Source organism: Clostridium budayi, from assembly GCF_055396605.1.
The window spans coordinates 1,034,591-1,061,586 of sequence record NZ_AP042456.1; the positions used below are offsets into that span (position 1 = coordinate 1,034,591).

Consider the following 26,996-nt stretch of genomic DNA (forward strand, 5'->3'; position numbering starts at 1 on the left):
GAGTAGAATATTGAAGTATAAATGAAATAAAAACAAAAAGGAAGAGAAAAATGGAAAACAACAGAAGATTAAAGAGAAGACAAAGAATTAAAAGAAGAAGAATTACTTTAATTGTTGCACTAGTTATTATAATTGGTATTGGTTTTGGAGCATATGAAATATTTTCTCACAAAGACAATACTGTAAAAGCAACAGCAAATGAAGGACAAGCTTCTAAAGACAATTCAGAAGCTAAGGCTAAAGAGGAGGAGAAACCATCTCCAAATGAAATTATGCCAGGTCAAAATATAATATATTCAGCGGATTCATATGCAGTACCTGCAAATAAAGTTTTTGATATGTTAACATCTTCAAAATCTGTAAATAATGAAAAAGAAGTATTTTTAACATTTGATGATGGTCCAAGTGAAAATACTGAAGCTATACTTAAAATATTAAAAGATGAAGATGTACATGCAACATTCTTTGTATTAGGATCACAACTTAAATCAGATGAAAAAAATAAGCAATTATTAAAGGATGAAATAGAAAGTGGTAATGCAATAGCAAACCATACAATGAGCCATGATTATCATAAATTATATCCAGGAAATAGTGTAAATGTAGAAAGATTTATGAAAGAAATTAATGAAAATAACGAACTTATGAAAAGTATTTTAGGTAATAATTTTAATACAACTGTTATTAGAATGCCAGGTGGATACATGTCTAGAAGATATTATAGAGATCCACACTTAAAAGCATTAAATGAGGCATTTAAAGAACAAGGAATATATTCAATAGACTGGGATGCAGAAACTGGAGATGCAGAATCAAATACTTATTCAGTAGAACATTTAGTAAATAGAGCAAAAGCATACATGAAGACAGAAAAGCACATGATATTATTAATGCACGATGCAGCTGCTAAAAAGTCAACAGTAAAAGCATTACCAACTATAATAAAATTATTAAAAGAAAATGGATATAAATTTAAAGTAATAAAGAATGCTCCTATTGATAACGGAAATAGTAATTCACAAGATAATACTAATTCACAAAATAGCAATGAAAATAAATAATATAAGTAAAAAAAAGTCTAGCAAAATTTTGCTAGACTTTTTTTTACTTATATAAAATATCTTTTATAGTATCATTGTAATATGGTGAACTTGGATATGAATTTTCAATATGTTGAGCATATTTTTTAGCTTCTTCTTTATTACCAGTTCCGTTATAATACTCAGCTAATTTATATAATATTTCAGGTGTATACATATCTGAATGTGGGAATTTTTCTAAATATTCTTTGTAATATTTAACTGCATCTTCTGGTTTATTTAATCCAGCATTTGCTGCACCTATAAAGTATATTATATGTGGTTGTAAATAAGTACCGTCACAGAATGCATAAGCTTTATTTAAGTTATTTAATGCATCTTCATATTTTTTATCTTTCATATTTTGTAAGCCAGCATCATAGAAGTTTTGAACTCCATTTTCTTGCATAAGTTTAGTAGCTTCTGAATAAATTTTTTCATCATCAGCAGGTATTTTTAATCCTTTTGCTTCGCTTAATAAGTTATATAGATCTTCATAATTTTTGTCATTAACTGCCTTAGTTAAAGAATTATTAAAATCGGCTGGCAGTTCTTTAGTTTGTTCGTTAATTTGTTGTTCTTGTTTTTGTGGAGCATCATTTTTATTAGAGTAATATTTTACTCCGCTATATGCAGCTAATACGACAACTACACCACAGGCTGCTAAAATAGCTATATTTCTATTTTTATTAGAAGTCTTTTTCTTATTTGATTCCACTTTATCAGTATTATCTGAAGTAGTAGGAGTAGCTTCTGTACTTTCCTTTTCTGTAGTATCAGTATCTTTATGTTGTTTAGCATTAGCTTCCTTTTCTCTAGCCTCAGCTTCCTTAGCTTGTTTTTCTCTAGCTTCTTTTTCTTTAGTCTCAGCTTCCTTAGCTTGTTTCTCTCTAGCTTCCTTTTCTCTAGCCTCAGCTTCTTTAGCTTGTTTCTCTCTAGCTTCCTTTTCTCTAGCCTCAGCTTCTTTAGCTTGTTTCTCTCTAGCTTCCTTTTCTCTGGCTTCAGCTTCCTTAGCTTGTCTCTCTTTAGCTTCTTGTTCCTTGGCTTCCTTTTCCTTAGCCTCGGCTTCTTGCGCAGCTAATATAGCAGCAAGTTCAGCTTGTAGAGTATCACTACTTATAGTATTGAAATTATCGTAGCTTAATGCTTTTTCTTTAGTAGATTTGTCCGTTTCTGCAAGACGCATTTTAGCTGTTGGATTATTATTATATTCAGCATTTATTTTCCAATTTAAAATTGCCTCGTCAATTTTACCAAGCTTATAAAATATTTCTCCTTCAAGTTCTAATGCTTTTTCATTATTATATTGTTTAGCTAACACCTTATCACAAATTCTTAAAGCTTCTTTATAATGTTTTTTCTTATAATAATTTTCTGCCTTTTCTAATTTTTTATCAAAATTACTCATAGTTCCTCCTTAGTTAATCTATACATTACTTATATTTTAATACATAATGACAACTAAATTATTTCAAAAGTATTTCTTTTATAATAAATTATAAAAAATTTATATAAGGATATTATAATACATAGATATATTTAAAAAGTAAAATATTTTAATTTTCTTAATTTTAATATATAACTAAATTTTGGATAATGAGTGCTAATAATGTGAATATTAGATTAATAAATTGTAATTTTAATAATATTAATTTAAATTAAATAAAAATTATTAATAAAAGGTATTTACAATAATTGATTTAAGGAATATTATTTAAATATAAAGATTAATGGATAAATATTATTAAATAATATTTATTTACAAATGGAGGATTTAATATGAAAGTAATAGTTGTAGGTTGTACACATGCAGGAACTGCTGCTGTAGCAAATTTAAAAGAATTATATCCAGATTGTGATGTAACAATATATGAAAGAAATGATAATATATCATTTTTATCTTGTGGTATAGCCCTTCATGTAGCTGATGTTGTTAAGGATTTAAATGACATGTTTTATAATTCACCAGAAGGTTTAGCAAAACTTGGTGTTAAAACAAATATGAAACATGATGTTTTAAATATTGATTTTGATAATAAAAAAGTAAATGTTAAAAATTTAGTAACTGGTGAAGAATTCGCTGATAGTTATGATAAATTAGTTTTAACTGTTGGTTCATGGCCAATAGTTCCTAAATTTGAAGGTGGAGATTTAGATAATATTCTTCTTTGTAAAAACTATAATCAAGCAAAAGTTATTACTGAAAAAGGTAAGGATGCTAAAAATGTAGTTATTATAGGAGCTGGATATATTGGAGTTGAACTTGCTGAGGCTTTTGAAGTTTTAGGTAAGAAAGTTACTTTAGTTGATGCTGAAGATAGAATAATGGCTAAATATTTAGATAAAGAATTTACAGATATAGCTGAAAATGAATTTAAAGAACATGGAGTTAATCTAGTTCTAGGAGAAAAGGTTAAGTGCTTCGAAGGTGAAAATGGAAAAGTTAAAAAGGTTGTTACTGATAAAGGAGCTTATGAAGGTGATTTAGTAGTTCTTTGTATTGGATTTAGACCGAATACTACTTTAGTAGATGGTAAATTAGATACATTACCAAATGGTGCAATAATAATTGATGAATATATGAGAACAAGCAGAGAAGATGTTTTTGCAGCAGGAGATTGTTGTGTTGTAAAATATAATCCAACTGGTGAAGATAGATATATTCCTCTTGCTACAAATGCAGTAAGAATGGGAACATTAGTTGCAAGAAATATTAATGGACCAAAGATTAAATACATGGGAACTCAAGGAACATCAGGAATTAAGATTTATGATGAATGTATAGCTTCAACTGGTTTAACAGAAGAAGGAGCTAAGATGGTTCAAGGTATAAATGTAGGAACATCAACAATTGAAGATAATTATAGACCAGAATTCATGCCAACATATGAAAAAGCAATGGTTAAGATAGTATTTGATAAAGATACAAGAAGAGTACTTGGAGGACAAATAATATCAAAAGCAGATTTAACTCAATTTATGAATACTTTATCAGTAGTTATTCAAAATAAGATGACAGTTGAAGAACTTGCTATGACAGATTTCTTCTTCCAACCACACTTTAATAAACCATGGAGCTTATTAAATTTAGTAGCACTTAAAGCACTTTAATAGTATTTTATAAAGATGTAAGAAAGCTTGGCTTCCTTACATCTTATTTTTTTGAAATAATTTCATCTATTATAAATATTGATATGAAGTAATTATATGATAATATTATTTTATATAATAAAATAAAGGAGAAAAAATGGTAGATATAGACATTATAAAAAATAGAAAAAATGATCATATAAAATACTCATTAGAATCATATTTAGATAAAGATTATTTTAAAGATATAAAATTATTTAATAATTCTATTCCAGAAATTAATTATGATGATATATGTTTAGAGACAAAATTTCTAGGAAAAAAGATTGCAATGCCAGTTATGATTAACGCTATGACTGGAGGATCTGATGAAAGTTTTAAAATAAATAATGATTTAAGCAAAATAGCAAGTGAATTTAATATTCCAATTGCAGTTGGATCTCAATCAATAATGCTTAAAAACAAATCGGTAGAAAAATCTTTTAAAATAGTTAGAGAAAACAATAAAGATGGAATAGTTATTTCTAATTTAAGTGCACTAAGCTCATTAGATAATGTAAAAAGAGCAGTAGATAGTATTGAGGCTAATGCTATTCAGCTTCATATGAATGCATCGCAAGAATTTGTAATGAATGAAGGCGATAGGGATTTTAAAGGAATGCTAAAAAATATAGAGCATGTAATTAATAATATAAATGTACCTGTTATATTGAAAGAAGTAGGTAGTGGAGTAAGCTATGATACTTGCAAGTTATTAAGTAGTATTGGAGCAGAATATATTGATGTATCAGGAAAAGGTGGAACTAGCTTTATAAAAGTTGAGGACTTAAGAAATGGTAGCAATTTTTATGAAGAATTAGAACAGATAGAAATAAAAACTCCACACTCAATTATCTTTTGTAGAGAAGCTAATAAAAATATAAATATAATTTCATCTGGAGGTATTAATAGAAGTAGCCAAGTAATTAAATCATTAGCACTTGGAGCTAATATAACTGCAATTGCAGGGGGAATACTTAGGAATTATATTTATGGAGGCAGAGAAGAAACTAAAAAGTATATTATAGATTTAGAAATGAATATGAAAAAGCTTATGGGATGTTTAGGATGCGAAACCATAGAAGACATTAAGAACTTAAAATACTATTATGCAGATGAAGATAATATAAAAAAATATATTAATTATTAGGCAAAAAAGCTATTTAAGGGACAAATAGTATGGAAGATATGGTTAGAGTATGTTATAATTTCTATGTTATTCTTTAATAATGGAGGAGTAAGTATATGAAACATATAAAGACAATAAACAAAACTAACATCAAAAATAGTTTAAAGAAACCAGGCTGCAAAGAGTGTGCTAACTCATGCCAATCAGCATGTAAGACTTCATGCACAGTTGCAAACTTAGAGTGCGAAAACTAATAAATAAGCAGTAACTTAAATTAAGTTACTGCTTAATTATTAATGTAATTTTAGGAGGAATTTAAAAAATGGCATTAATACATAAATTTAAACAAGGAGACAATGCATTTGTCTTAGATGTAAATACAGGAGCAGTTCACATTGTTGATGACTTAGTTTATGACTTAGTTGATGATAATGGATTAAGAGATAAAGACGTAATAATAAATGAATTAAAAGATAAATACGATGAAAAAGAAATAAGCGAAGCTTATGATGAAATAAAACAATTAGTTGATGATGAGATGCTTTATACAAAAGATATGTATGAAGATATAGCTCATAGCTCAATGGATGATAGAGATTACATAAAAGCAGTATGCCTAAATATAATCCATGGATGTAACTTAAGATGTAAATATTGTTTTGCAGATGAAGGAGAATATCATGGACACAAAGGTGTTATGGATATAGAAACTGCAAAGAAAGCAATAGACTATGTTGTTAAAAGAAGTGGTCCTAGAAGAAATATAGAAATAGACCTTTTCGGTGGAGAACCAACTTTAATAATGGATACTATTAAAGAAATAATAGCTTATGCTAGAGAAAATGAAAAGAAGTGGAATAAAAATATAAGATTCACTATGACTACAAATGCTACTCTTTTAAATGATGAAATGATGGATTATATGGATAAAGAAATGGGAAATATAATTCTTTCATTAGATGGAAGACAAGAAGTTAATGATAATGTAAGAATTAAAGTTGACGGTTCAGGATCATATGACGATATACTTCCAAACATTAAGAAAATGGTAGCTAAAAGAAATAAGGACAAGATGTTCTATGTAAGAGGAACATTCACAAGAGCAAATACAGACTTCTATGAAGATGTTATGGCTATGGCAAACGAAGGCTTTAGAGAAATTTCAATAGAACCTGTAGTTTTACCAGATGAACATCCACTTTCATTAAGAGAAGAAGATCTTCCTACAATATTTGAAAACTATGATAAGCTATATGATGAAATGGCTAGAAGAAAGAGAGAAGGAGACGAATTTAGATTCTATCACTTCAATGTAGATTTAAACGGTGGACCATGCGTTTATAAGAGAATTTCAGGTTGTGGAGCAGGATTTGAATATGTTGCAATAACACCACAAGGTGAAGTTTACCCATGTCACCAATTCGTTGGGAAAGAAGAATATAAGCTTGGAACAATATATGATGATAGCTATGATAAAGATTTAGCTAAGAAATTTAAAATGGCTCACATATACAATAAGCCAAAATGTAGAGATTGTTGGGCTAGATTCTACTGTAGTGGTGGATGCCAAGCTAACAATATAAACTTTAATGGAGATATTAACGTTCCTTATGAAATAGGATGTAAAATGCAAAAGAAGAGAATTGAATGTGCTATAGCTTTAAAAGCAGAGGAGTAGATTCTTTTGAAAAAGCATGTCCTAAAAAACGGAGTAAAGTTAATATATAAAAAAGTTACATCTAGTCTTACATCAATATGTGTTTCATTAGATGCTGGAGCTTTAAGAGATGGTGAAAAGCTAGGAATAGCACATGTAACTGAACATATGGTTTATAAAGGAACTAAAAAAAGAAGTGAAGAAAAGATTAATAAAGAAATTAGTGAAATATTTGGATTTTCTAATGCTATGACAAACTACCCATATGTTATTTATTATGGAACACTTTTAGGAGAAGATCTTGATAAAGGTATGGACCTTTTTAGTGATATAATAATTAATCCAGTGTTTAATAAAAATGGATTTAAGGAAGAAATGGATGTTATTTTAGAAGAATTAAAAGAATGGGATGAGGAACTTGAACAATATGTTGAAGATAAATTATTTTTAAATTCTTTTAATAAGAGAAGAATAAAATATCCAATAATCGGAACAGTTGACTCTTTAAACTCTATAAGATTAGAAGATGTAAAAGAATTTTATAATAAAATGTATTTCCCAAGCAATACTGTAATATCTATAATAACACCATTAGATTTTGATGAAGTATTAAAGATTACAGAAAAATATTTTGGAACTTGGAATAAAAAAAGCGATAATTTAGATAATATACAATATGAAGTTTGTAATGGAAATAAATTTATAGAAAATAAAGAAGGTATAAAAACTAGTAAAGTACAGATAGTTTATGATATTAGTAGCTTAAGTTTCAAGGAAGTTAAGGCACTTAGAATCTTTAATGAATATTTTGGAGAAGGAATAAATTCTAAGTTATTTGATATTTTGAGAACAAAAAATGGATTAGTTTATGATGTTTTAACTAGGGTTTGTCATGAAAATGGAATAAAGTTATATAAAATAACTTTTAGTACATCAAAAGATAAAGTAGATAAGGCATTAGAACTAATAAGTAAATGTATAGATGAAGTTTTAATGTTAGATAACTTTAATGATGAATATATAGAGAAATTTAAAAAGAGTTTTAAACTTAGAAGATTATTTAGAGAAGAGCAGAGTATAGTGTTAGCTAAAGAATTGTCTACATATGAAACTATGTTCTTAGACTATAATATTTATGTAGATGAAAGTGAAATGTTAGACGATATTAATTCTAAATTAATATTAGATACTGCAAAAAAAGTACTTAAGAATAGTTTGATACAAATAGTTAAATAAAAAAAGTCCTGTCAAAATGGCAGGATTTTTTATTATTAAAAATTATTTTGACGGATAGAATAAGTATAATAATTCGTATAAACATACAAGCTATAGTTTGCAAATAAAGGAGAGAATGAAATATGGATAAATTACCATTATTAAATTGTCTTATGGATTATCATAAAGAAAATAATTTAATTTTATCAATGCCAGGGAATAAGTGTGGAAAAGCTTTTTTAAGAGATGAAATTGGAAGACAATTCGTAGAAAAATTAGGATTTTTAGATATAACAGAAAATGATCCTTTAGATAATCTTCATAATCCTCAAGGTGTAATAAAAGAAGCAGAAGAACTACTTGCTAAAACTTATGGAGGAAATAGAGCTTTCTTTATGGTTAATGGTAGTTCAGGTGGAAATATAATTTCTATATTTTCAGCTTTTAATGAAGGTGATGAAGTTTTAGTAGAAAGAAATTGTCATAAATCTGTATATAATGGACTAATTTTAAGAAGGCTTAAGGTAACTTATATAGATCCAATTTTAGATGAGGAACATGGTATTTTTATGCCACCTAATAAAGAAAAGATATATGAAGCATTAAAAAAGAGTAAGAATGCTAAAGGAATTATATTAACATCACCTAATTACTATGGAATAAGTTATAAATTAATTGATGAACTTATTAAAGAATTAAAAGAAAGAGGTTTAAAAATAATAATAGATGCTGCACATGGAGCACACTTTGGAATGTGTAAAAAACTACCTAAGAAAATTAGTAATTTAGCAGATTACACAATATTAAGTGCTCATAAAACAATTCCATCATTAACACAAGGTGGATATTTAATAGTAAATGAAAAGCAAAGTGATGTAGATTTTTATTTTAATTCATTTATAACAACTTCTCCATCTTACTTGATTATGGCATCATTAGATTATGGTAGATATTATTTAGAACAGTATGGGGAAGAAGATTATAGTAAGTTAATTAATATAGCAAATGCTTTTAAAGAAAAAATAAATAAATTAGATAAAGTTTATATAATAGGAAACGAAGATTTAATTTGTGATTACGAAGAAGATAAAAGTAGATATATAATGACAGTAAAAGAAGGATTTAGTGGACATAAGCTGTTTGATTATTTAAGAAAAGAGAATATACAATGTGAAATGAGTTTTGAAAGAGGAGTAGTTTTAATATTATCGCCAATTAATACAAAAGAAGATTTCGAAAAAATATATAAAGCTATAGATAAACTTAATATGGATATTATAAAAGAAAATAATAAAATTAAATTTTCGTTTATTAAACCAGAGAAAGTATTAGAGCCATATGAAGTATTTAAAAAAGAATATGAGATATTAAATTTTGAGGAATGTGAAGGTAAAATAGCAAAAGAATCAATAATACCATATCCACCTGGAATACCTCTAATATGTGCAGGAGAAGTTATAACAAAGGATAGTATAAGCATAATAAAAGAATATTTAGATAATAAAAAGGATGTCATAGGTGTTTCTCATAATAAGATTAAGGTTATAAAAATGATTTTGTAGAATAAAGTCGTAAAATTAGTACCAAAACTTACAAAATACCATATATTATACTATAAGATAAAAATTAGGTAAACAGAAGAGAGGTATGTGGGTTATGGAAAGATGTAACAACAGAAATAATAGATGTAACAACAAATGTGATAATAGATGGGATAATATTGGACCAATCAGAGAAAATAAATGCAGAAAAATTGAAAACTGCGCAGAAGATTTAGCTGACGTGAACGAAGAATTACTAGAATGTGTAGAAAAAAAATTAAGAGATATCGTATGCTTACAAAAAGAAGCTAGAGAACTTTTAGCAAAAGCTAAATGCGTTAACGATAAAGCAGAAGCAAAAACAAGAGAAGTTCAAATGATAGTTAGAAAACTTTCTGATATGGTTGAAAGGGCAAACGAATTATTCAGAAGAGCTGTAGATTGTAATAAGAGAAACTGTAGAAATAACAGATTCTGTCCAGATGAACACAGATGTTGTAGAGTATTCCCAGGTGGAAGTCTTCCTGAAAGAGATGACAGAGACGAAAAATGCGATAGAGATAGGGATAGAGAAGACAGATGTGAAGATCTACTAAGAGATAGAGACGACAGATGCGATAGAGACGACAGAAGAGACAGAGACGATAAATTTGATTGTTTCTGGGAATAGATATTTTAAAGAGAGACTATGAAAATAGTCTCTTTTTTATATGTTAAAAAATATTATATTATTTTATTATTATAATAAAATAATAGTACAAATAATAAAAAAGTATAGACTTATTTGGAAAATTTATGATATAATAATAAAAAAGCTTGGAGGATGATTATGAGTACAACAATTAATAAATTAGCAAAATTAAATAGCATTAATTTCTTTAGCTACTTTAGATAGAGGTTGTATTTATGAATTATCATAGATACAAACCTTACTTAAAAGGATGTATCTATGGTGGCTAAGTTTTAAAAGTATGTAAATAATAAGCCGCATAGATTTATACTATGGGGCTTTTTCTTAAAGTTTAAAGTCTCATAGCATATACTATGGGGCTTTAATTTTTGAGGAGGTTTATATGAGTAAAAGGGAAAATTTTAAGAGTAGTAAAGGATTCATTCTATCCTGTATTGGAGCTGCTATAGGGTTAGGTAACATATGGATGTTCCCTTATAGAATGGGAAGTAATGGAGGAGCAGTATTTTTAATACCATATCTTTTCTTCGTTTTAGTTTTAGGAACAACTGGACTTATAACAGAATTTTCTTTTGGAAGAATGTTTGGAAAAGGAAATCTAGAAGGGACTAGAATAAGTTTTGAAAAGGAAAAATTGAAATTTGGAAGAATTGTTGGGTTGATCCCCGTCATAGGTCTATTTGGAATATTCATGTTTTATAATGTAGTTGTTGGATGGATTATAAAATACTTTACTGTAGGCGCAGTAGGAATGTTTAATAAAGTAGATTTAAGTAATTATTTTGAAAGCTTTGCGGGAAGTCCTGAAAGTATAATATGGAATCTTTTAGCTATAATTATAACTGTATTAATAGTTTGTTTTGGAGTTTCAAGTGGAATAGAAAAAATAAATAAAATAATTATGCCAATGATGTTTTTAATATTAATTTTACTTTCAATTAGCTCATTAACTCTTGATGGAGCTATGGAAGGAGTTAAATTTTTATTAGTGCCAAAGTGGGAATATTTATTAAAGGCATCAACATGGATCAATGCATTAGGACAGGCATTCTTTACAGTTTCAATTACAGGATGTTGCTTAGTTGTTTATGGAAGTTATACAAAGAAAGAGTTTAATATACCAAGGGCTGCAATATACACTGCAATATTTGATACATTAGCAGCTCTTTTAGCAGGGTTTGTTATAATGCCAGCTGTATTTGCTTGTAATTTAGATCCATTAGCAGGACCACCTTTATTATTTATAACAGTACCAACTATATTTGCTAAGATTCCAGGTGGACAAATCCTTGGAGCAATATTCTTTTTCAGCATATTCTTAGCTGCTATAAGTTCTTCAATTGCTATGCTTGAAGGTCCAGCTGAAGCTTTAATGTCTCAAACTAAGTTTGATAGGAAAAAAAGCGTAATACTTATTGCTGCAATAGGTTTTATACTTTCAATTCCATTAGATTTAAACATGGATGTTTTTAATAATTTTACCAACTTTATAACAATTATACTTTCTCCAATAGGTGCTTTAATTACAATGATTGTATTTTATTATGTTTTAAAGAAAGATGATGTCTTAGCTGAAATAAATACTGGTGCAACTAAAAAATTAGGAGATAAATTTTACTATTTTGCTAAATATGCGTTTGTTATTATAACTATAGTTGTAATAATACTTGGGATATTATTAGGTGGAATAGGTTAATTAAATAGAATAGGTAAAAAGCCTAAATATATATTTAGGCTTTTTATCTTTAAGTTATATAGAATCTATTATGTTAAGTTTCCATTCTTTAGCTAAATCCATAGCCAGTACCGTAGATTCACCATAAATTTCGTCTGGAGAATGAGCATCAGAAGAAACTAATACTCTTATGTTTTCCTTTTGAACTTTATCCCAGAATTTTTTATGAGGATATCTATATCTTGGGCCATCACAAAAATCTATAATTCCGTGTCTAATACCGTTTGCATTAACTTCTAAGATTGAGTTATTTCTTTTTGCTGCATTAATGATTATTTCACATGCTTTTTCACAATTATTATCCCAAGGGAAATTGTTTAGAAAAATTAAATCAGGATGAGCTAAAAATGAAAATAATTTAGTATCTAATGCTTCGCTTACTGCATTTGCATATATTAAATATTCATCTGTATTATTTAATTCAAAACTATTTATAAATGGATTAGTAGAGGTTTTACATACATGTTGACCTAAAACTAAATAATCAAATTTTTCTGAAAGTTTTTTATAGTAATCTATTTGATTTCTATCATATTCTATTTCTAATCCAATTTTTATATTTATTTTATCTTTATATTTTTCTTTTAATGAGTTTATAGAATTAAAATAGTCATCTAATTCATTATATTGCATTCTAAGTCCATATCTATTGTCTTCATAAGGTGCATGATCGCTAAAACCTAATGTATGTAATCCGTTTTCTATTGCGGAAACAACATAATCTTCATCCGTTCCTACTGCGTGCAAACATCTAGTTGTATGTGTATGATAATTTACTTTTTTCATAAAATCTCCCCCTTTTTAAAAAATGGATTTTATTATATGATATACCAAAAATAGTATAAAAACAATTAATATTTAAAATATATAACTTAAAAAAAAGACATATATATTTTATAAAATCATGAAAATATATAATGGAAGGTATTGAATTTATTAACATATAAGCATATAATATAGAAAATGATCAATGTAAATTGATGATTAGAAATAGTGTAGCCTTCATCCATTTGTGACTGAAGGTATTTTTGTACAAAAAATTAATAAACTTATGGTATATAGGAGGTATTAATATGGATGAGATTCTTAATGTATTAGAGAAAAATAGCAGATATAGTGACGAAGAAATTGCAGTAATGACAGGTAAGACAGTTGAAGAAGTTAGAGATGCAATAAGAGATTATGAAGAAAAAAATATAATTGCTGGATATACTACTTTAATAAATTGGGAAAATACAGGAAAAGAAACTGTTACAGCATTAATTGAAGTAAAAATTACGCCACAAAGAGGACAAGGGTTTGATAAGGTTGCTGAAAGAATATACAAATTTTCAAACGTTAAAGCATGCTATTTAATGAGTTCTGGTGGATTTGATTTAACTGTAATTGTAGAAGGTAAGACAATGAAAGAAGTTGCTATGTTTGTATCAGAGAAATTAGCAGTACAAGAGTATGTACAAGGAACTGCAACTCATTTTGTTCTAAAGAAATATAAAGATCATGGAACTGTTTTTAAAGATAAAAAGATACAAGATAGGGAGGCTATATTTATATGATAATGGAAAATATGATTTTAGATAAAGTAAAAAATATGCCTCCATCAGGAATAAGAAAATATTTTGATCTTATAAATGAAATGGAGAATGTTATATCTCTTGGAGTTGGAGAACCTGACTTTGTTACACCATGGAACGTTGTTGAAGCTGGAATATACTCCTTAGAAAAAGGACACACTCATTATTCTTCTAATGCAGGATTTATAGAGCTTAGAGAAGAGATTTCAAATTATTTATGTAGAAAAATACATATATCTTATGATGCAAAAGATGAAATTTTAGTAACTGTTGGGGGAAGTGAAGCAATAGATTTAGCACTTAGAGCTTTAGTTTCTGAAGGTGATGAAGTTATAATCCCAGAACCAAGCTTTGTAGCTTATAAAGGATGTACTGCATTTACTGGAGCAACACCTAAAATTATAAATCTTAAAGCAGAGGATGATTTTAAACTTATGCCAGAGGATTTAGAAAAGGCAATAACAGATAAAACAAAAGTTTTAATATTACCTTTCCCAAATAATCCAACTGGTGCAATAATGACTAAAGAAGAACTTCAAAAGATAGTTGATGTTGTAAAAGATAAAGATATAGTAATTTTATCTGATGAAATATATGGAGAATTATCTTATGATGAAGAACATGTTTCAATTGCATCATTTAAAGAAGTTAAAGATAAAACATTAATAATAAATGGATTTTCTAAAGCATACGCAATGACAGGATGGAGACTTGGATATGCTGCAGGAAATAAAGTTTTAATTGATGCTATGAAAAAAATACATCAATATGGAATTATGTGTTCACCAACAACTGCACAATACGCAGCAATAGAAGCACTTAAAAATGGTGATGATAGTGTTAAGGAAATGGCATCTGAGTATAATCGAAGAAGAAGAGTATTAGTTAATGGATTTAGAGAAATTGGTCTTGAGTGCTTTGAACCTTTAGGGGCGTTATACGTATTTCCATCAGTTAAATCAACAGGCATGACTTCAGATGAATTTTGCGAAAAACTTCTAATAGAAGAAAAGGTTTTAGCAGTTCCAGGTAATGCTTTTGGTGAATGTGGTGAAGGCTTTATAAGAGCATGTTATGCTGCATCTATGGAAGATTTAATTGAGGCTATTAAAAGAATTGGAAAATTTGTAGAAAGACATAAGAAAAATATTTAAATTTAAGAGACTTAAAATTAAGGAGTGAAATTTTGATATTATGAAAAATAAAGAGATAAATTTAGGGGAAGGAAAGGTTTCGAGCCTATTATTTAAACTAGCACTACCGGCAATTATAGCTCAGCTAGTTAATGTTTTATACAATATTGTAGATAGAATATTTATAGGTAGAATTCCAAATGGTGAAATTGCAATGGCAGGTGTTGGCGTTGCATTTCCTATTATAATGATAGTATCTGCGTTTAGTGCACTTATTGGAATGGGTGGTGCACCAATTGCTGCTATAAAGATGGGGGCTAAAGATAATGATGAAGCAGAAAAGATAATGAGTAATAGTTTCTCAATGCTTATTATTATAGGTGCTATATTAACGGTTATATTTTTAATATTTAAAGAGCCTATTTTATATGCTTTTGGTGCTAGTGATAAAACTATTAATTATGCAATAGATTATCTAACTCTTTATTTAATTGGTACAATTTTTGTTCAGATAGCCCTTGGAATGAATCCATTTGTAAATACTCAAGGATTTGCTAAAATTGGTATGTTAACTGTTATGATAGGAGCTGTTATAAATATAGTTTTAGATCCTATATTTATATTTGTATTTAATATGGGGGTTAAGGGAGCTGCTCTAGCAACTGTATGTGGACAGTTAGTTTCAGCACTTTGGGTATTAAAATTCTTATTTGGAAAAACAAGTGTTTTAAAAATAAGAAAGAAATATTTAGTTCCAAAATTAAATGTAATATTGCCTGTAATTGCTCTTGGAGTATCTCCTTTTATAATGCAAGGAACAGAGAGTCTTGTAATTATAATTATGAATAACCAGTTATCTACATATGGCGGGGATTTAGCAATTGGTGCTATGACTATAATGAGTAGTATAATGCAAATAGTTATGCTTCCTTTAATGGGGCTTTCACAAGGAGCACAACCTATTATTAGTTATAATTATGGAGCAAAGAAGATAGACAGAATAAAATCCACTTTTAAACTTCTTTTGATAAGTTGTTTAGTTTATACTGGAGTTATGTGGGCGCTTCTTATGATAGTTCCTAAAATGTTTGTATTAATATTTAATAGTAATCCTGATCTTGTAGAAATAACAGCTTGGAGTATAAAAATTTATTTTGCTGGAGTTATAATGTTTGGTGCACAAATTGCATGTCAGCAAACTTTCTTAGCATTAGGACAAGCAAAGACATCATTAATATTAGCTCTTTTAAGAAAGATAATATTATTAATTCCATTAGCATTTATACTTCCTAACTTATTTGAAGAAGGACTTAAAGGTGTTCTTATGGCAGAACCAGTTGCAGATATATTAGCAGCAACAATTACAGTAATATGCTTTATTATTTTCTATAAGAAGAAATTAAATATAAATGAAGCTTTAAATTAACGCATTATTAATTAAAGGGAAACTTTAAATAGTTTCTCTTTTTTTGTGGTAAAATATAAATATGTTTTTTATAGGAGGATTTTATATGAGAGAATTAATAGATTTACATACACATACAATATCAAGTGGTCATGCATATAGTACAATAAAAGAAAATATAGATAGTGGTAGTTATAGAGGATTAAAATATCTTGGAATATCAGACCACGCACCTAATATGCCAGGAGGCCCTCATGTATTTCATTTTCACAATTTAAGAATTGTACCAAAGATGGTAAATGGGGTTATAACATTAATAGGATCAGAAGTTAATATTATAGATTATGATGGTAGAGTAGACTTATCAGATGAAGATCTAGAATCACTAGATTATGCTATAGTGAGTCTTCATATGCCTTGTATAAAACCAGGAACAGTAGAAGAAAATACGAATGCAGTGATTAAAGCAATGGATAGACCAAAGGTTAAAATTATAGGACATTTAGATGATGATAGATATCCTGTTAATTATGAAAAAGTAGTACTTAAAGCTAAAGAAAAAAATATATTATTAGAACTTAACAATTCATCATTAAATCCAAATGGATTTAGAAAAGGTGCATTAGAAAATGATACAAAAATGCTAAAACTTTGTATGAAACATAATGTTAAAATAATTTTTGGAAGTGATGCTCATATATGTTATGATGTTGCAAACTTTGAAAATTGCAAAAAATTAGTTGAAGATTTAAATTTCCCAGTTGAATTAATAGTAAATTATAATGAAGAGGATATTAAAGAAATATTCTTTTAGTAGGGGATAGCTTTCATGGGGGAAAATAAAAAGATAAAAGTATTATATAATGGGAAAAATATAGATAAAATATTAGATAAGTTAGTAAATCTAGAAGAAGTAAATAAAGATTTTAAAATTTTTAATAATAAAAATGTAAGTAGTTTTTATTATAAGTATAAAATTAATTTAATTTTTATGATTATAGAGTTTATTAATATATCTAAAATAGATAATAGTATATTAGAGTATGTAATTAAAGAAGAACTTGAGAATAAAGATGAGTTATTAGTTTTAGTTAATTTAAATGATGATTTTCATTTAAAATTAAATGAAAATTCTTATATAAAGACGAATTTATCTAATGAACTATTAGAAAGAATAGAATGTGTGGATTCAAAAATTTTATTAAATTATATAATAAAAGATTATTTTAAAAATTTATATATAGAAAATAATGCTTTAAAATATAATATTTATATAACAGAAAAAATAAATATAAAAGATTTAGGTATAGGAATAATGCAAGTTTTAAAAGAATATAAAAACTTGGATATTCAAAAAGAAATACACTTAAATATAATAAGTGGTGAAAATTTGTATTTAGATACATTATCCCTTATAAGTGATCCGATTTTAGAATATACAGGGGAAGGATCTAAGGTTACTATTAATAATGTAATTCAAGAAAACTTAAAAGATGAATTTATGATAAATATATTAGGAGCTTTTTAAAGTTCCTAATTTTTTTATGTAAATATTGTCTAATATTTAACAAATAAATGGTTATTTAACTTATTTAAGTTTAAAAAATATAGGCAAAAGACTTAATTAAGTTAAATAACTCTTTAGAAATTTAAAAATGATTGAGTGGAATTCGTTAATGTTATAACATAACTGTGAAAGAAATAACGAAATATAAATACGAAAAAACGGAGGAGTTATAAGTGGATATTTTAAGCATTTTATTAAAAACTATAACAGATAATGCAATTATTGGCGCAATATTTTCATCAATAGCAATTATTTTCTTAGGATTTTATTTAAGAAAGAAAAACATAATAAAAGATGCAGCATCACAAATACTAACTAAGGTTGTATTATCAGTTGCAATTCCAGCGCTTGCTTTAAAATCATTCTTAGTAGATATAGACAAAAAAAGCATGCATGAAGGAATAAATCTTCTAATTTGGGGATTCGTAATATACATATTACTTATATTTATAACTAAATTACTTTATTCAAGATACAAAGGGGACAAGCAAGATGCTCTTAGAGTATTAACTGTATTTGGATCAACTACATTCTTTGGAACACCAATAGTACAAGCTGTTTACGGAGCAGTAGGAGTTATGTACTCATCAATATTTAACATTGCATATAGAGTATTCCTTTATTCATACGGATATGTAAAAATGTCTGGTATAAAAATGGACAAGGATAACTTCAAAGAAAAAGCAAAAGAAATGTTCTTAAACCCAGTTATTATTGCAACATTCTTAGGATTATTCATATGGTTATTCCAAGATTCAATGCCACAAGTTGCAGTTCAAACAAAAGAAGGTATTAAAAATTATGCTTTCTTAAGAATTGACCAAACAGTACCATGGCTTTACAAACCATTAACTTACTTAAGTTCATTATGTTCACCACTTGCATGGCTTGCAATAGGAGCTAAACTTGCAACAATTCCATTTAAGGAAGCAATGGCATCAAAAGATTCATGGTTATACAGTATACAAAAAGTAATATTAGTACCATTTATCAATATCGTATTACTATACATCTTAAATGTAACAGGAATATTACCAGTTTCATATGTAGGACTAGCTACAGTAGTAATAATGATGGCAACACCAACTGCAACAGTTGCAGCAGCTTATGCAATAAGTTTTGATAAAGAGTCATTACTTTCATCAAATTGTTCATTACTATCAACAATAGTAGCTGTAGTAGCTATGCCATGTTGGATAGTTGTATTAGAAGTAATTAAAAACTTAGGAATATTCGCATAAACTTTATATATAAGAGGGAGATGGCTAAATTATGTCAATCAAATTAGTTTGCTACGGAGTAAGAAAAACAGAAGTTGAATTTTTCAATAAACTAAACATATATGGTTATGATTTAAAACTTGTAGAAAAAGGATTAAATCATGAAAATGTTAAAGAAGCTATAGGGGCTGAGGCTATAATGGTTAGAGGTAACTGTATGGCTGACAGACAAAACTTAGAATTATTAAGTAAACATGGATTAAAATATGTTTTAACAAGAACAGTAGGATTTGATCATGTTGATTTAGAAGCAGTTAAAGAATTAGGATTAAAATCAGCTAGAGTTCCAGGATACTCACCAAATGCAATATCAGAACTTGCAGTTACTTTAGGAATGATGCTTTTAAGACATACTGCATATACAGTAAATAGAACTAGCAATGGAGACTTTACAATTGACGCTACTATGTTCAGTAAAGAAGTTAGAAATTGTACAGTTGGAATAATAGGAGCTGGAAAAATCGGTCTTACAACAGCTAAACTATTTAAAGGACTTGGTGCTAAAGTTATAGCTTATGATGTATTCCAAAGTGATGCAGCAAAAGAAGTTGTTGAATTTGTAAGTCAAGAAGAATTATTAAATAGATCAGATATAATATCAGTTCATATGCCTTACATAAAAGGAGTTAACTATCATTTCATAAACGATGATTTCATATCAAAGATGAAAGATGGAGCAATACTTATAAACACTGCTAGAGGAGAACTTCAAGATGTTGAAGCAATTGTTAGAGGTCTTGAAAGCGGAAAGATAGGAGGCTTTGGTGCTGACGTACTTGAAGGAGAAAAGAAATACTTCTTTAAGAATATAAGCGGTGAAGAAATTGAAGATAAAAATGTAGAAAAGCTTATGAACATGTACCCAAGAGTATTATTAACACCTCATATGGGATCATATACTGATGAAGCTTTAACAAACATGATAAGTATATCTTATGATAATATGAATGAATACTTAACAAAGAACGAATGTAAAAATGCAATAGCATAATAGATTAAAAGTATCCCACAAAGTTTTTACAATAAACTTTGTGGGATTATTTAAGTTAAAGGAGATTTTTAGAATTTATAAAATAGAATTGTAGAAAATAATATTTAAGATATAATATATATTTAACGGAGGTATTAATATGAGTTTTAAGAGAAGAATAAGAAAAAGAAGTATATTAATTGCCGCTATTCCATTAATATTATCTTGGACATTTTTCTTAAAGATAAGAGTTGATGATATAAATGATAGAATAAAACAAGATTTAAAACAAACATCATTTGTTGTATCAAGTACTCCAACTGTTCAAGAGAAACTTAAAGATAGAAAAAATGATTTTACAATTCAAAATTACGTAAAAAAATATATGAATACATTTGAAAATGTTGACATAGTAGTAGTTGGAGATATGACTGAAGAAAAATACTCACATCTTGATGAATCACAAATAGGCAAAAAATATGTAAATAGTGATGCTAAGAGAGTAGTTAAAACTGGTGAAAGCTATTATTCAACTATGAAAGGCTCAATGGGGGTTACTTTAAGGTATTTTGAACCTGTATATTATAAAGGCAAACAAGTCGGCTTTGTAATGGTCGGTAAATATTTAAAAGATGTTGAAGCTGTAACTAATAGAATTATATATATTGGACTATTTAGCCTTGTTGTAGTAATGATAATAACAATTTTTTTATCTGAAAGTTTTGCAAGAAAAATAAAAAAAGAGATGCTTGGAATGGAGCCAGATGAAATAGCAAGACTTTATAATGAAAAGAAAGTAATATTAAATACAATATCAGAAGGAATCATAGCTATAGATAAAAACAAAAAAATATTAGAAATAAATGATAATTGCTTAAAGATATTTGAAAACTTAAATATAGATGAGCTAATAGAAAAGCTTTCTTATTACATTGATAAAAAAGAATCTATTGACATGAAAGAATTTAATATATCAGGAGAAAAAACATTTATAACACTTGATTTTATAAAGGATGAAGATAGGGAACTTGGAGCTTTAATTACATTAGTTAAAAGTGAAGATATAAATAGAGTAGCTAGAGAAATTACTGGGATGGATGAACTTCTTAAAAATATAAGAGCAAACGTACATGAATTTAAAAACAAGCTTCATGTAATACTTGGTCTTATAAATATAGAAGAATATGAAGAAGCTAAAAAATATATAGCAGAGTGTCAAGAAGAAGTTTTAAAATCCTCAACTAGAGTAGCAAATATAAATGATAATTTTATAAGTGCAATGTTAATTAGTAAAAGACTTATAGCAAATGAAAATAATATATCATTTAAAATAAATGAAAAATCATATATGAAAGAAACTCACGGTAATATATCTTCAGTAGATTTAATAACTATACTTGGAAATCTTATTGAAAATGCATTTGATGCATGCCGAGAAAAACAAGGTCAAGGTCAAGTAGATGTATTTATTGATGAAGATGAAGAAAATGTAATAATCGAAGTGAGTGATAACGGAAAAAAGATAGATGAAGGAATTAAAGATGATATATTTAAAAATGGTGTAAGTTCTAAGGGGACAGGAAGAGGTATTGGTTTATCAACTATTAAAGGAAGAGTAGATTTATACGGAGGAAATATTGAGATAAAAGAATTTAGAAAACAAAAGAAATTTAGAATTACTATAAAAAGGAGAGAGTAGCTTATGAAAAAAGTTATTATAGTAGAAGACGACCCAATGGTAGCTCTAATAAATAAAAGATACGTTGAAATGATACAAGGGTTTAAAGTTATTAATACCGTATCAACTAAGGAAGATTTAATTAAAATTTTAAATGAAGAAGATATAGATCTTATATTGATGGATGTATATCTACCAAATGATAATGGAATAAATATATTAAAAGGAATTAGAGATCTTGGATTCGTTACAGAAGTAATAATGATGACAGCTGCTGATAGCTCTAATGATATAAGGAAAGCATTTGCATATGGAGCTATAGATTATTTAATAAAACCATTTGAATTTGAAAGATTTAAAGAAGCTATAGATAAATACATTAAGAAGATACAATTATTAGGTGCTGAAAAGATTGCCCAAACAGATTTAGATAAGCTTTATGTTAAAGAAGAAATAGTTCAAAGTAATACTGAACATTTACCTAAGGGCATAAATAAAAAGACGTTAAATAAAATTTATGAAGTTATAGAAAATGATAAAAGAGAATATTGGACTATAAGACAAATATCAGAAAAAACAGGTGTAAGTAATGTAACAATAAAAAAATATGTTGATTATTTAGAAAGTATAGATAAGGCTATAGTTACAATAGATTATGGCAATATTGGAAGACCTGAATATAAGTATACATTTAATTAACAATTAGGTAATACTTAGAAATTAATCCTAAATTTATATATAATATAAGTAAAGATATTTTTAGGAGGTATTTTCTATGGATTATCACAAGCGCAAATATATAGGACTTTTAGGTTTATTATCTTTAATTGGACTTAAAGGATTTACAGCTAATGAACCTATATATTATATATTTTTTATAAACATATTATGGTTTACTTATTTTTATGAAAATAGTATAGTATATAAAAAATTAAAGAATTCGTAATTATTTAATAAACAAATTAAAATATTATGCACAAATTTAGAATATTGAAATTTACTTTAGTCTAGATTTGTGCAATAATAATGTTTATTGTAAAAATTAAATTAAATAATTAAAGGAGTAGTTATGAAAGTAGGATTTGATCACAAAAAATATTTAGAAGAACAATCTAAATACATATTAGAAAGAGTTAACGATTATGATAAGTTATATTTAGAATTTGGAGGAAAGTTACTTCAAGATCTTCATGCTAAGAGAGTTTTACCAGGTTTTGATGAAAATGCAAAAATAAAATTATTACACAAGTTAAAAGAAAAAGTTGAAATGGTAATATGTGTTTATGCAGGGGATATAGAAAGAAATAAAATAAGAGGAGATTTTGGTATAACATATGATCTAGATGTTTTAAGATTAATAGATGAATTAAGATCATACGAATTAGATGTTAATAGTGTTGTTATAACAAGATACGATGATCAACCTGCTACAAATATATTTATAAACAAACTTGAAAGAAGAGGAATTAAAGTTTATAAACATAGAGCTACAAAAGGATATCCAACAGATGTTGATACAATAGTTAGTGATGAGGGGTATGGTAAGAACCCATACATTGAAACTACAAAACCAATAGTAGTAGTTACTGCACCAGGTCCAGGAAGTGGAAAACTTGCAACATGTTTAAGCCAACTTTATCATGAATATAAAAAAGGAAGAGTTGCAGGGTATTCAAAATTTGAAACATTCCCAGTTTGGAATGTTCCATTAAAGCATCCTCTTAATATAGCATATGAAGCAGCAACAGTAGATTTAAAGGACGTAAATATGATAGATTCATTCCATATGGATGCATATAATAAAGTGGCTGTAAATTATAATAGAGACATTGAAAGTTTCCCAGTTCTTAAGAGAATAATAGAAAAGATAACTGGTGAAGAATCAGTTTATAAATCACCAACAGACATGGGTGTTAATAGAGTAGGATTTGGAATAGTTGACGATGAAGTTGTAAAAGAAGCTTCAAGACAAGAAATTATTAGAAGATACTTTAAAACAGCAGTAGAATACAAAAAAGGATATGCTGATAAAGAAACATTCCAAAGAGTAAGTCTTATAATGAGTGAATTAAACCTTGAAGAAAAGGACAGAAAAGTAGTTACTAAAGCAAGAGAAAAAGCAGAAGCACTTAAAAATGAAAAAGATGATAATGAAATATGTTCAGCAGTAGCTATAGAATTAGAAGACGGAACAATACTTACAGGTAAAACTTCTAATTTAATGGATGGAACAGCAGCTGTTATAATAAATGCAATAAAGCATTTTGCAAATATTTCTGATGAAATGCATTTAATTTCTCCAGTAATATTAGAACCAATTATAAACTTAAAGGCAAAAACACTTGCTTCAAAGAGACCAGCGCTTAATTCAGAAGATGTACTTATGGCACTTAGCATATGTGCAGCAACAAATCCAATGGCACAAGTTGCATTAGAAAAGCTTCCTATGCTTAAAGGAGCTCAAGCTCACTCAACTACTATAATAAGTAATAATGATGAGCAAACATTCAGAAAGCTTGGAATAGATATAACTTCTGATGCAGAATATCCAACTCAAAATTTATATTACTAATATATATTTATTAGAGAAGATCAAATTTTATTTGGTCTTCTTTTTTATAAGAAAAATAAAAAAAATATTTTAAAAAGGGTTTACAATGGATAATTATTATTATATAATAATAAATGTAGACAGGAACAAAACAATAAAGCGACAAAATAATAAAAGAATTTAAATAAATGAATTAATAAATGTGTGTATAAATTAGGAGGAAATTAATTATGAAAAAATTTGTATGTCAAGTATGTGGATATGTATATGAAGGAGAAACTGCACCAGAAAAATGCCCAGTATGTGGAGTAGGTGCTGATAAATTTGTAGAACAAGTTGGAGAAATGGCTTGGGCTGACGAACATAGAATCGGAGTAGCTAAAGATGTAGATCCAAGAATCATAGAAGGATTACAAGCAAACTTCATGGGAGAATGTACAGAAGTTGGAATGTATCTTGCAATGTCAAGACAAGCTGATAGAGAAGGATTCCCAGAAGTTGCAGAAGCTTATAAGAGAATAGCATTTGAAGAAGCAGAACACGCTGCAAAATTTGCAGAACTTTTAGGAGAAGTTGTAGATGCTGATACAAAAGTAAACTTACAAAAGAGAGTAGACGCTGAATATGGAGCTTGCCAAGGAAAGAAAGATTTAGCAACTTTAGCTAAACAATTAAACTTAGATGCAATCCATGATACAGTACATGAAATGTGTAAAGATGAAGCTAGACATGGAAAAGCTTTCAAAGGATTATTAGACAGATACTTTGCTTAATATAAAACAAAAATCTCCCATAGCAATTAGCTATGGGAGATTTTTTTGTATAGTAATTTAAAAATATAGTAATACTTATAGAGTATAGAAAAATCGTGAAAATGTTTACAAGTTTTAAGAAAATTAACCTTGTATTAAATTTAGGTTAAAAATAATAACAATAAGTTAACAAAGTAAGTAAAGCATTTAAATAAAAAATTCTAGATATTATACTATTAAAGGAATGACATGTAATGTCGTAGTTGTTATTAAGGAGTGAAATAAATGTTCAATTTAAATCCAAAAGAAGATAAATTTTTTGTATTGTTTGTAGATGAAGCAAAGAACATTCATGAAGCAGCAAAGCTACTAAAGAAAGGATTTGTTGAATTACAAACCAAGGAGGAATGTTCTAAAGAGATAGGTCACTTAGAACATAAAGGGGATAAGATGGTTCATGATAGTATAGTTGAATTAGATAATGCCTTTATAACACCGCTAGATAGAGAGGACATATATAGTCTTATTAAAAAGATGGACAATATACTAGATCTAATTGACTCAGCAGGAAGTAGATTAATTATGTATGATTTAGTCGAAGTTAAAAAGGAAGCTACTGTTATGTGTGATATGATAGTAGAAGCTACTGAAGAAATTGTATTATTAATGGAAGAACTTAAAAAGATAGGTAAAAAGAATAATAGAATAATAGAAAAAATTAAGAAAATTAACTCTATAGAACATAAAGGGGACTTATTATATAGAGAAAATATTAGAGATTTATTTAAAAGTGGAGATGACGTTTTAGATATAATAAAATGGAAAGATGTTTTAATACTTTTAGAAAACACATTAGATGCTTGTGAACAAATTGCAACTATTGTTGAAGGAGTTGTAATGAAGAATGCATAGCGCAACACTTATAGTAACTATATTAATAGTAATATTATGTTTATCATTTGACTTTATTAATGGATTTCATGATACAGCAACAGCTGTTGCAACTACTATAACAACAAGAGCTCTACACCCTAAAACTGCAATATTACTTTGTGCAGTATTTAATTTTGTTGGAGCTTTTATGGGGACAGCAGTAGCAAAGACTGTTGGAGATAATATAGTTAGTCATGAATTTATACCACAATGGGCAATTGTAGGTGTTCTTATTTCATGTATAATATGGAATCTAATAACATGGTATTTTGGAATTCCAAGTAGTTCATCTCATGCTTTAATAGGAGCACTTATTGGAGGAGGTATAGCATGTAATCATACTATACATGTTGTACAATGGGCTAATGTATTTGATGATGTAATAGTTTGGCTTATAGTAGGACCATTAATTGGATTCGTATTAGGATATATAATAATGGTAGCTCTTAATTGGATATTAAAGCCGTTTAAACCAAGATTAGTACATAGAATATTCCAAAAACTACAAATAGTAGCTTCAGCATTTATGGCTCTTAACCATGGTGGTAATGATGCTCAAAAATCAATGGGGATTATTACAATGGCACTTTTAAGTGGTGGACTTATAAGTGAATTTGAAGTACCAACTTGGGTTATAGGAGCTTGTGCACTTGCTATGGCGCTTGGAACTTCAGTTGGAGGAAAGAAAATTATTAAAACAATGGGTAGTGGAATGGCAAAACTTACACCAGTTGGTGGTTTTGCAGCACAAATGGGTGCAGCTACATCAATACTTGGAGCAACATTATTTGATGCGCCTGTAAGCACAACTCAAGTTATTACAACTACAATAATGGGAGTTGGTGCTTCTAAGAATATTAAATCAGTAAAATGGGGCGTGGCTAAAAATATTATATGGGCTTGGGTATTAACAATTCCTTTAAGTGCATTAATATCAGGAGCTGTAATAGAAATAATGAGAATATTTATATAAATTA

At 27.7% G+C, this 26,996-nt stretch carries 25 protein-coding genes; 23 read left to right on the forward strand and 2 right to left on the reverse strand.

Annotation, left to right across the window (positions count from 1 at the left end; all coding sequences use genetic code 11):
• Positions 1-50: 50 nt before the first annotated feature.
• Positions 51-1,061, forward strand: coding sequence for a polysaccharide deacetylase family protein (locus ACZ5TJ_RS04820; RefSeq protein ID WP_464201667.1), 1,011 nt, complete (start codon positions 51-53; stop codon positions 1,059-1,061).
• A gap of 43 nt (positions 1,062-1,104) precedes the next feature.
• Here ACZ5TJ_RS04820 and ACZ5TJ_RS04825 read toward each other — a convergent pair whose 3' ends face one another.
• Complete coding sequence (locus tag ACZ5TJ_RS04825; RefSeq protein ID WP_464201669.1) at positions 1,105-2,487, reverse strand: hypothetical protein; 1,383 nt, start codon at positions 2,485-2,487, stop codon at positions 1,105-1,107.
• Between the two features lie 371 nt (positions 2,488-2,858).
• Here ACZ5TJ_RS04825 and ACZ5TJ_RS04830 point away from each other — a divergent pair, with 371 nt between their 5' ends.
• From ACZ5TJ_RS04830 to ACZ5TJ_RS04865, 8 genes are all read left to right on the forward strand, one after another.
• Positions 2,859-4,190: an FAD-dependent oxidoreductase gene (locus tag ACZ5TJ_RS04830; RefSeq protein WP_464201670.1), complete on the forward strand. Its 1,332-nt coding sequence runs from the start codon at positions 2,859-2,861 to the stop codon at positions 4,188-4,190.
• 136 nt (positions 4,191-4,326) lie between these two features.
• The gene (gene fni / locus ACZ5TJ_RS04835; RefSeq protein ID WP_464201671.1) at positions 4,327-5,358 is read left to right on the forward strand and encodes a type 2 isopentenyl-diphosphate Delta-isomerase; all 1,032 of its coding nucleotides are present in this window, start codon (positions 4,327-4,329) and stop codon (positions 5,356-5,358) included.
• 95 nt (positions 5,359-5,453) lie between these two features.
• Positions 5,454-5,591, forward strand: coding sequence for a six-cysteine ranthipeptide SCIFF (gene scfA, locus ACZ5TJ_RS04840; protein ID WP_035279055.1), 138 nt, complete (start codon positions 5,454-5,456; stop codon positions 5,589-5,591).
• A gap of 68 nt (positions 5,592-5,659) precedes the next feature.
• On the forward strand, positions 5,660-7,015 hold the full coding sequence (gene scfB / locus ACZ5TJ_RS04845; RefSeq protein ID WP_464201674.1) for a thioether cross-link-forming SCIFF peptide maturase: 1,356 nt from the start codon (positions 5,660-5,662) through the stop codon (positions 7,013-7,015).
• Between the two features lie 6 nt (positions 7,016-7,021).
• Positions 7,022-8,230: a M16 family metallopeptidase gene (locus tag ACZ5TJ_RS04850; RefSeq protein ID WP_464201676.1), complete on the forward strand. Its 1,209-nt coding sequence runs from the start codon at positions 7,022-7,024 to the stop codon at positions 8,228-8,230.
• Between the two features lie 122 nt (positions 8,231-8,352).
• Positions 8,353-9,771, forward strand: a complete 1,419-nt coding sequence (locus tag ACZ5TJ_RS04855) for an aminotransferase class I/II-fold pyridoxal phosphate-dependent enzyme (RefSeq protein WP_464201678.1) — start codon at positions 8,353-8,355, stop codon at positions 9,769-9,771.
• A gap of 94 nt (positions 9,772-9,865) precedes the next feature.
• Entirely contained in the window at positions 9,866-10,420 is a 555-nt protein-coding gene (locus ACZ5TJ_RS04860; protein WP_464201679.1) for a hypothetical protein, read from the forward strand.
• Positions 10,421-10,823: 403 nt separating this feature from the next.
• Positions 10,824-12,137 (forward strand): sodium-dependent transporter, encoded by a 1,314-nt coding sequence (locus ACZ5TJ_RS04865; RefSeq protein WP_464201681.1) that lies wholly within the window; start codon positions 10,824-10,826, stop codon positions 12,135-12,137.
• Positions 12,138-12,191: 54 nt separating this feature from the next.
• Here the strand turns inward: ACZ5TJ_RS04865 and ACZ5TJ_RS04870 are convergent, their stop codons facing one another.
• Entirely contained in the window at positions 12,192-12,962 is a 771-nt protein-coding gene (locus ACZ5TJ_RS04870) for a histidinol-phosphatase (RefSeq protein ID WP_464201682.1), read from the reverse strand.
• A gap of 287 nt (positions 12,963-13,249) precedes the next feature.
• On the opposite strand from ACZ5TJ_RS04870, the gene ACZ5TJ_RS04875 reads away from it, so the two are divergent.
• The 14 genes from ACZ5TJ_RS04875 (at position 13,250) to ACZ5TJ_RS04940 (ending at position 26,992) form a co-directional block, all read left to right on the forward strand.
• Positions 13,250-13,732 carry an Lrp/AsnC family transcriptional regulator gene (locus ACZ5TJ_RS04875; RefSeq protein WP_464201684.1) on the forward strand — a complete coding sequence of 161 codons (483 nt, stop codon included), beginning with the start codon at positions 13,250-13,252 and terminating at the stop codon, positions 13,730-13,732.
• Positions 13,729-14,904 (forward strand): aminotransferase class I/II-fold pyridoxal phosphate-dependent enzyme, encoded by a 1,176-nt coding sequence (locus ACZ5TJ_RS04880; RefSeq protein WP_464201686.1) that lies wholly within the window; start codon positions 13,729-13,731, stop codon positions 14,902-14,904. Before ACZ5TJ_RS04875 ends, ACZ5TJ_RS04880 begins: the two co-directional genes overlap by 4 nt.
• Before the next feature lie 40 nt (positions 14,905-14,944).
• Positions 14,945-16,309 carry an MATE family efflux transporter gene (locus ACZ5TJ_RS04885; protein WP_464201687.1) on the forward strand — a complete coding sequence of 455 codons (1,365 nt, stop codon included), beginning with the start codon at positions 14,945-14,947 and terminating at the stop codon, positions 16,307-16,309.
• Between the two features lie 85 nt (positions 16,310-16,394).
• The gene (locus tag ACZ5TJ_RS04890; RefSeq protein ID WP_464201688.1) at positions 16,395-17,102 is read left to right on the forward strand and encodes a phosphatase; all 708 of its coding nucleotides are present in this window, start codon (positions 16,395-16,397) and stop codon (positions 17,100-17,102) included.
• A 15-nt stretch (positions 17,103-17,117) separates the two neighbouring features.
• Positions 17,118-17,816 carry a hypothetical protein gene (locus ACZ5TJ_RS04895; protein WP_464201689.1) on the forward strand — a complete coding sequence of 233 codons (699 nt, stop codon included), beginning with the start codon at positions 17,118-17,120 and terminating at the stop codon, positions 17,814-17,816.
• A gap of 212 nt (positions 17,817-18,028) precedes the next feature.
• On the forward strand, positions 18,029-19,096 hold the full coding sequence (locus ACZ5TJ_RS04900; protein ID WP_464201691.1) for an AEC family transporter: 1,068 nt from the start codon (positions 18,029-18,031) through the stop codon (positions 19,094-19,096).
• A gap of 31 nt (positions 19,097-19,127) precedes the next feature.
• Positions 19,128-20,126, forward strand: a complete 999-nt coding sequence (locus ACZ5TJ_RS04905; protein ID WP_464201692.1) for a 2-hydroxyacid dehydrogenase — start codon at positions 19,128-19,130, stop codon at positions 20,124-20,126.
• Between the two features lie 139 nt (positions 20,127-20,265).
• Entirely contained in the window at positions 20,266-21,804 is a 1,539-nt protein-coding gene (locus tag ACZ5TJ_RS04910) for an ATP-binding protein (protein WP_464201693.1), read from the forward strand.
• Positions 21,805-21,807: 3 nt separating this feature from the next.
• Positions 21,808-22,482, forward strand: coding sequence for a response regulator (locus ACZ5TJ_RS04915; RefSeq protein ID WP_464201694.1), 675 nt, complete (start codon positions 21,808-21,810; stop codon positions 22,480-22,482).
• A gap of 76 nt (positions 22,483-22,558) precedes the next feature.
• Positions 22,559-22,729 carry a hypothetical protein gene (locus tag ACZ5TJ_RS04920; RefSeq protein ID WP_464201695.1) on the forward strand — a complete coding sequence of 57 codons (171 nt, stop codon included), beginning with the start codon at positions 22,559-22,561 and terminating at the stop codon, positions 22,727-22,729.
• A gap of 123 nt (positions 22,730-22,852) precedes the next feature.
• Entirely contained in the window at positions 22,853-24,355 is a 1,503-nt protein-coding gene (locus ACZ5TJ_RS04925) for a DUF1846 domain-containing protein (RefSeq protein ID WP_464201696.1), read from the forward strand.
• A 209-nt stretch (positions 24,356-24,564) separates the two neighbouring features.
• Positions 24,565-25,107, forward strand: a complete 543-nt coding sequence (locus ACZ5TJ_RS04930) for an NADH peroxidase (RefSeq protein ID WP_079286033.1) — start codon at positions 24,565-24,567, stop codon at positions 25,105-25,107.
• Positions 25,108-25,371: 264 nt separating this feature from the next.
• Positions 25,372-25,998 (forward strand): DUF47 domain-containing protein, encoded by a 627-nt coding sequence (locus ACZ5TJ_RS04935; RefSeq protein WP_464201697.1) that lies wholly within the window; start codon positions 25,372-25,374, stop codon positions 25,996-25,998.
• On the forward strand, positions 25,991-26,992 hold the full coding sequence (locus ACZ5TJ_RS04940) for an anion permease (protein ID WP_464201698.1): 1,002 nt from the start codon (positions 25,991-25,993) through the stop codon (positions 26,990-26,992). Before ACZ5TJ_RS04935 ends, ACZ5TJ_RS04940 begins: the two co-directional genes overlap by 8 nt.
• Positions 26,993-26,996: the final 4 nt, after the last annotated feature.

Bases quoted from the DNA above. Each gene is read 5' to 3' on its own strand.
- ACZ5TJ_RS04860 (WP_464201679.1), top strand. From the start codon at position 9,866: ATGGAAAGATGTAACAACAGAAATAATAGATGTAACAACAAATGTGAT.
- scfB (WP_464201674.1), top strand. From the start codon at position 5,660: ATGGCATTAATACATAAATTTAAACAAGGAGACAATGCATTTGTCTTA.
- ACZ5TJ_RS04870 (WP_464201682.1), bottom strand. From the start codon at position 12,962: ATGAAAAAAGTAAATTATCATACACATACAACTAGATGTTTGCACGCA.
- ACZ5TJ_RS04915 (WP_464201694.1), top strand. From the start codon at position 21,808: ATGAAAAAAGTTATTATAGTAGAAGACGACCCAATGGTAGCTCTAATA.
- scfA (WP_035279055.1), top strand. From the start codon at position 5,454: ATGAAACATATAAAGACAATAAACAAAACTAACATCAAAAATAGTTTA.
- ACZ5TJ_RS04890 (WP_464201688.1), top strand. From the start codon at position 16,395: ATGAGAGAATTAATAGATTTACATACACATACAATATCAAGTGGTCAT.
- fni (WP_464201671.1), top strand. From the start codon at position 4,327: ATGGTAGATATAGACATTATAAAAAATAGAAAAAATGATCATATAAAA.
- ACZ5TJ_RS04855 (WP_464201678.1), top strand. From the start codon at position 8,353: ATGGATAAATTACCATTATTAAATTGTCTTATGGATTATCATAAAGAA.
- ACZ5TJ_RS04865 (WP_464201681.1), top strand. From the start codon at position 10,824: ATGAGTAAAAGGGAAAATTTTAAGAGTAGTAAAGGATTCATTCTATCC.
- ACZ5TJ_RS04880 (WP_464201686.1), top strand. From the start codon at position 13,729: ATGATAATGGAAAATATGATTTTAGATAAAGTAAAAAATATGCCTCCA.
- ACZ5TJ_RS04820 (WP_464201667.1), top strand. From the start codon at position 51: ATGGAAAACAACAGAAGATTAAAGAGAAGACAAAGAATTAAAAGAAGA.
- ACZ5TJ_RS04905 (WP_464201692.1), top strand. From the start codon at position 19,128: ATGTCAATCAAATTAGTTTGCTACGGAGTAAGAAAAACAGAAGTTGAA.
- ACZ5TJ_RS04825 (WP_464201669.1), bottom strand. From the start codon at position 2,487: ATGAGTAATTTTGATAAAAAATTAGAAAAGGCAGAAAATTATTATAAG.
- ACZ5TJ_RS04920 (WP_464201695.1), top strand. From the start codon at position 22,559: ATGGATTATCACAAGCGCAAATATATAGGACTTTTAGGTTTATTATCT.
- ACZ5TJ_RS04875 (WP_464201684.1), top strand. From the start codon at position 13,250: ATGGATGAGATTCTTAATGTATTAGAGAAAAATAGCAGATATAGTGAC.
- ACZ5TJ_RS04910 (WP_464201693.1), top strand. From the start codon at position 20,266: ATGAGTTTTAAGAGAAGAATAAGAAAAAGAAGTATATTAATTGCCGCT.
- ACZ5TJ_RS04935 (WP_464201697.1), top strand. From the start codon at position 25,372: ATGTTCAATTTAAATCCAAAAGAAGATAAATTTTTTGTATTGTTTGTA.
- ACZ5TJ_RS04830 (WP_464201670.1), top strand. From the start codon at position 2,859: ATGAAAGTAATAGTTGTAGGTTGTACACATGCAGGAACTGCTGCTGTA.
- ACZ5TJ_RS04925 (WP_464201696.1), top strand. From the start codon at position 22,853: ATGAAAGTAGGATTTGATCACAAAAAATATTTAGAAGAACAATCTAAA.
- ACZ5TJ_RS04930 (WP_079286033.1), top strand. From the start codon at position 24,565: ATGAAAAAATTTGTATGTCAAGTATGTGGATATGTATATGAAGGAGAA.
- ACZ5TJ_RS04940 (WP_464201698.1), top strand. From the start codon at position 25,991: ATGCATAGCGCAACACTTATAGTAACTATATTAATAGTAATATTATGT.
- ACZ5TJ_RS04895 (WP_464201689.1), top strand. From the start codon at position 17,118: ATGGGGGAAAATAAAAAGATAAAAGTATTATATAATGGGAAAAATATA.
- ACZ5TJ_RS04885 (WP_464201687.1), top strand. From the start codon at position 14,945: ATGAAAAATAAAGAGATAAATTTAGGGGAAGGAAAGGTTTCGAGCCTA.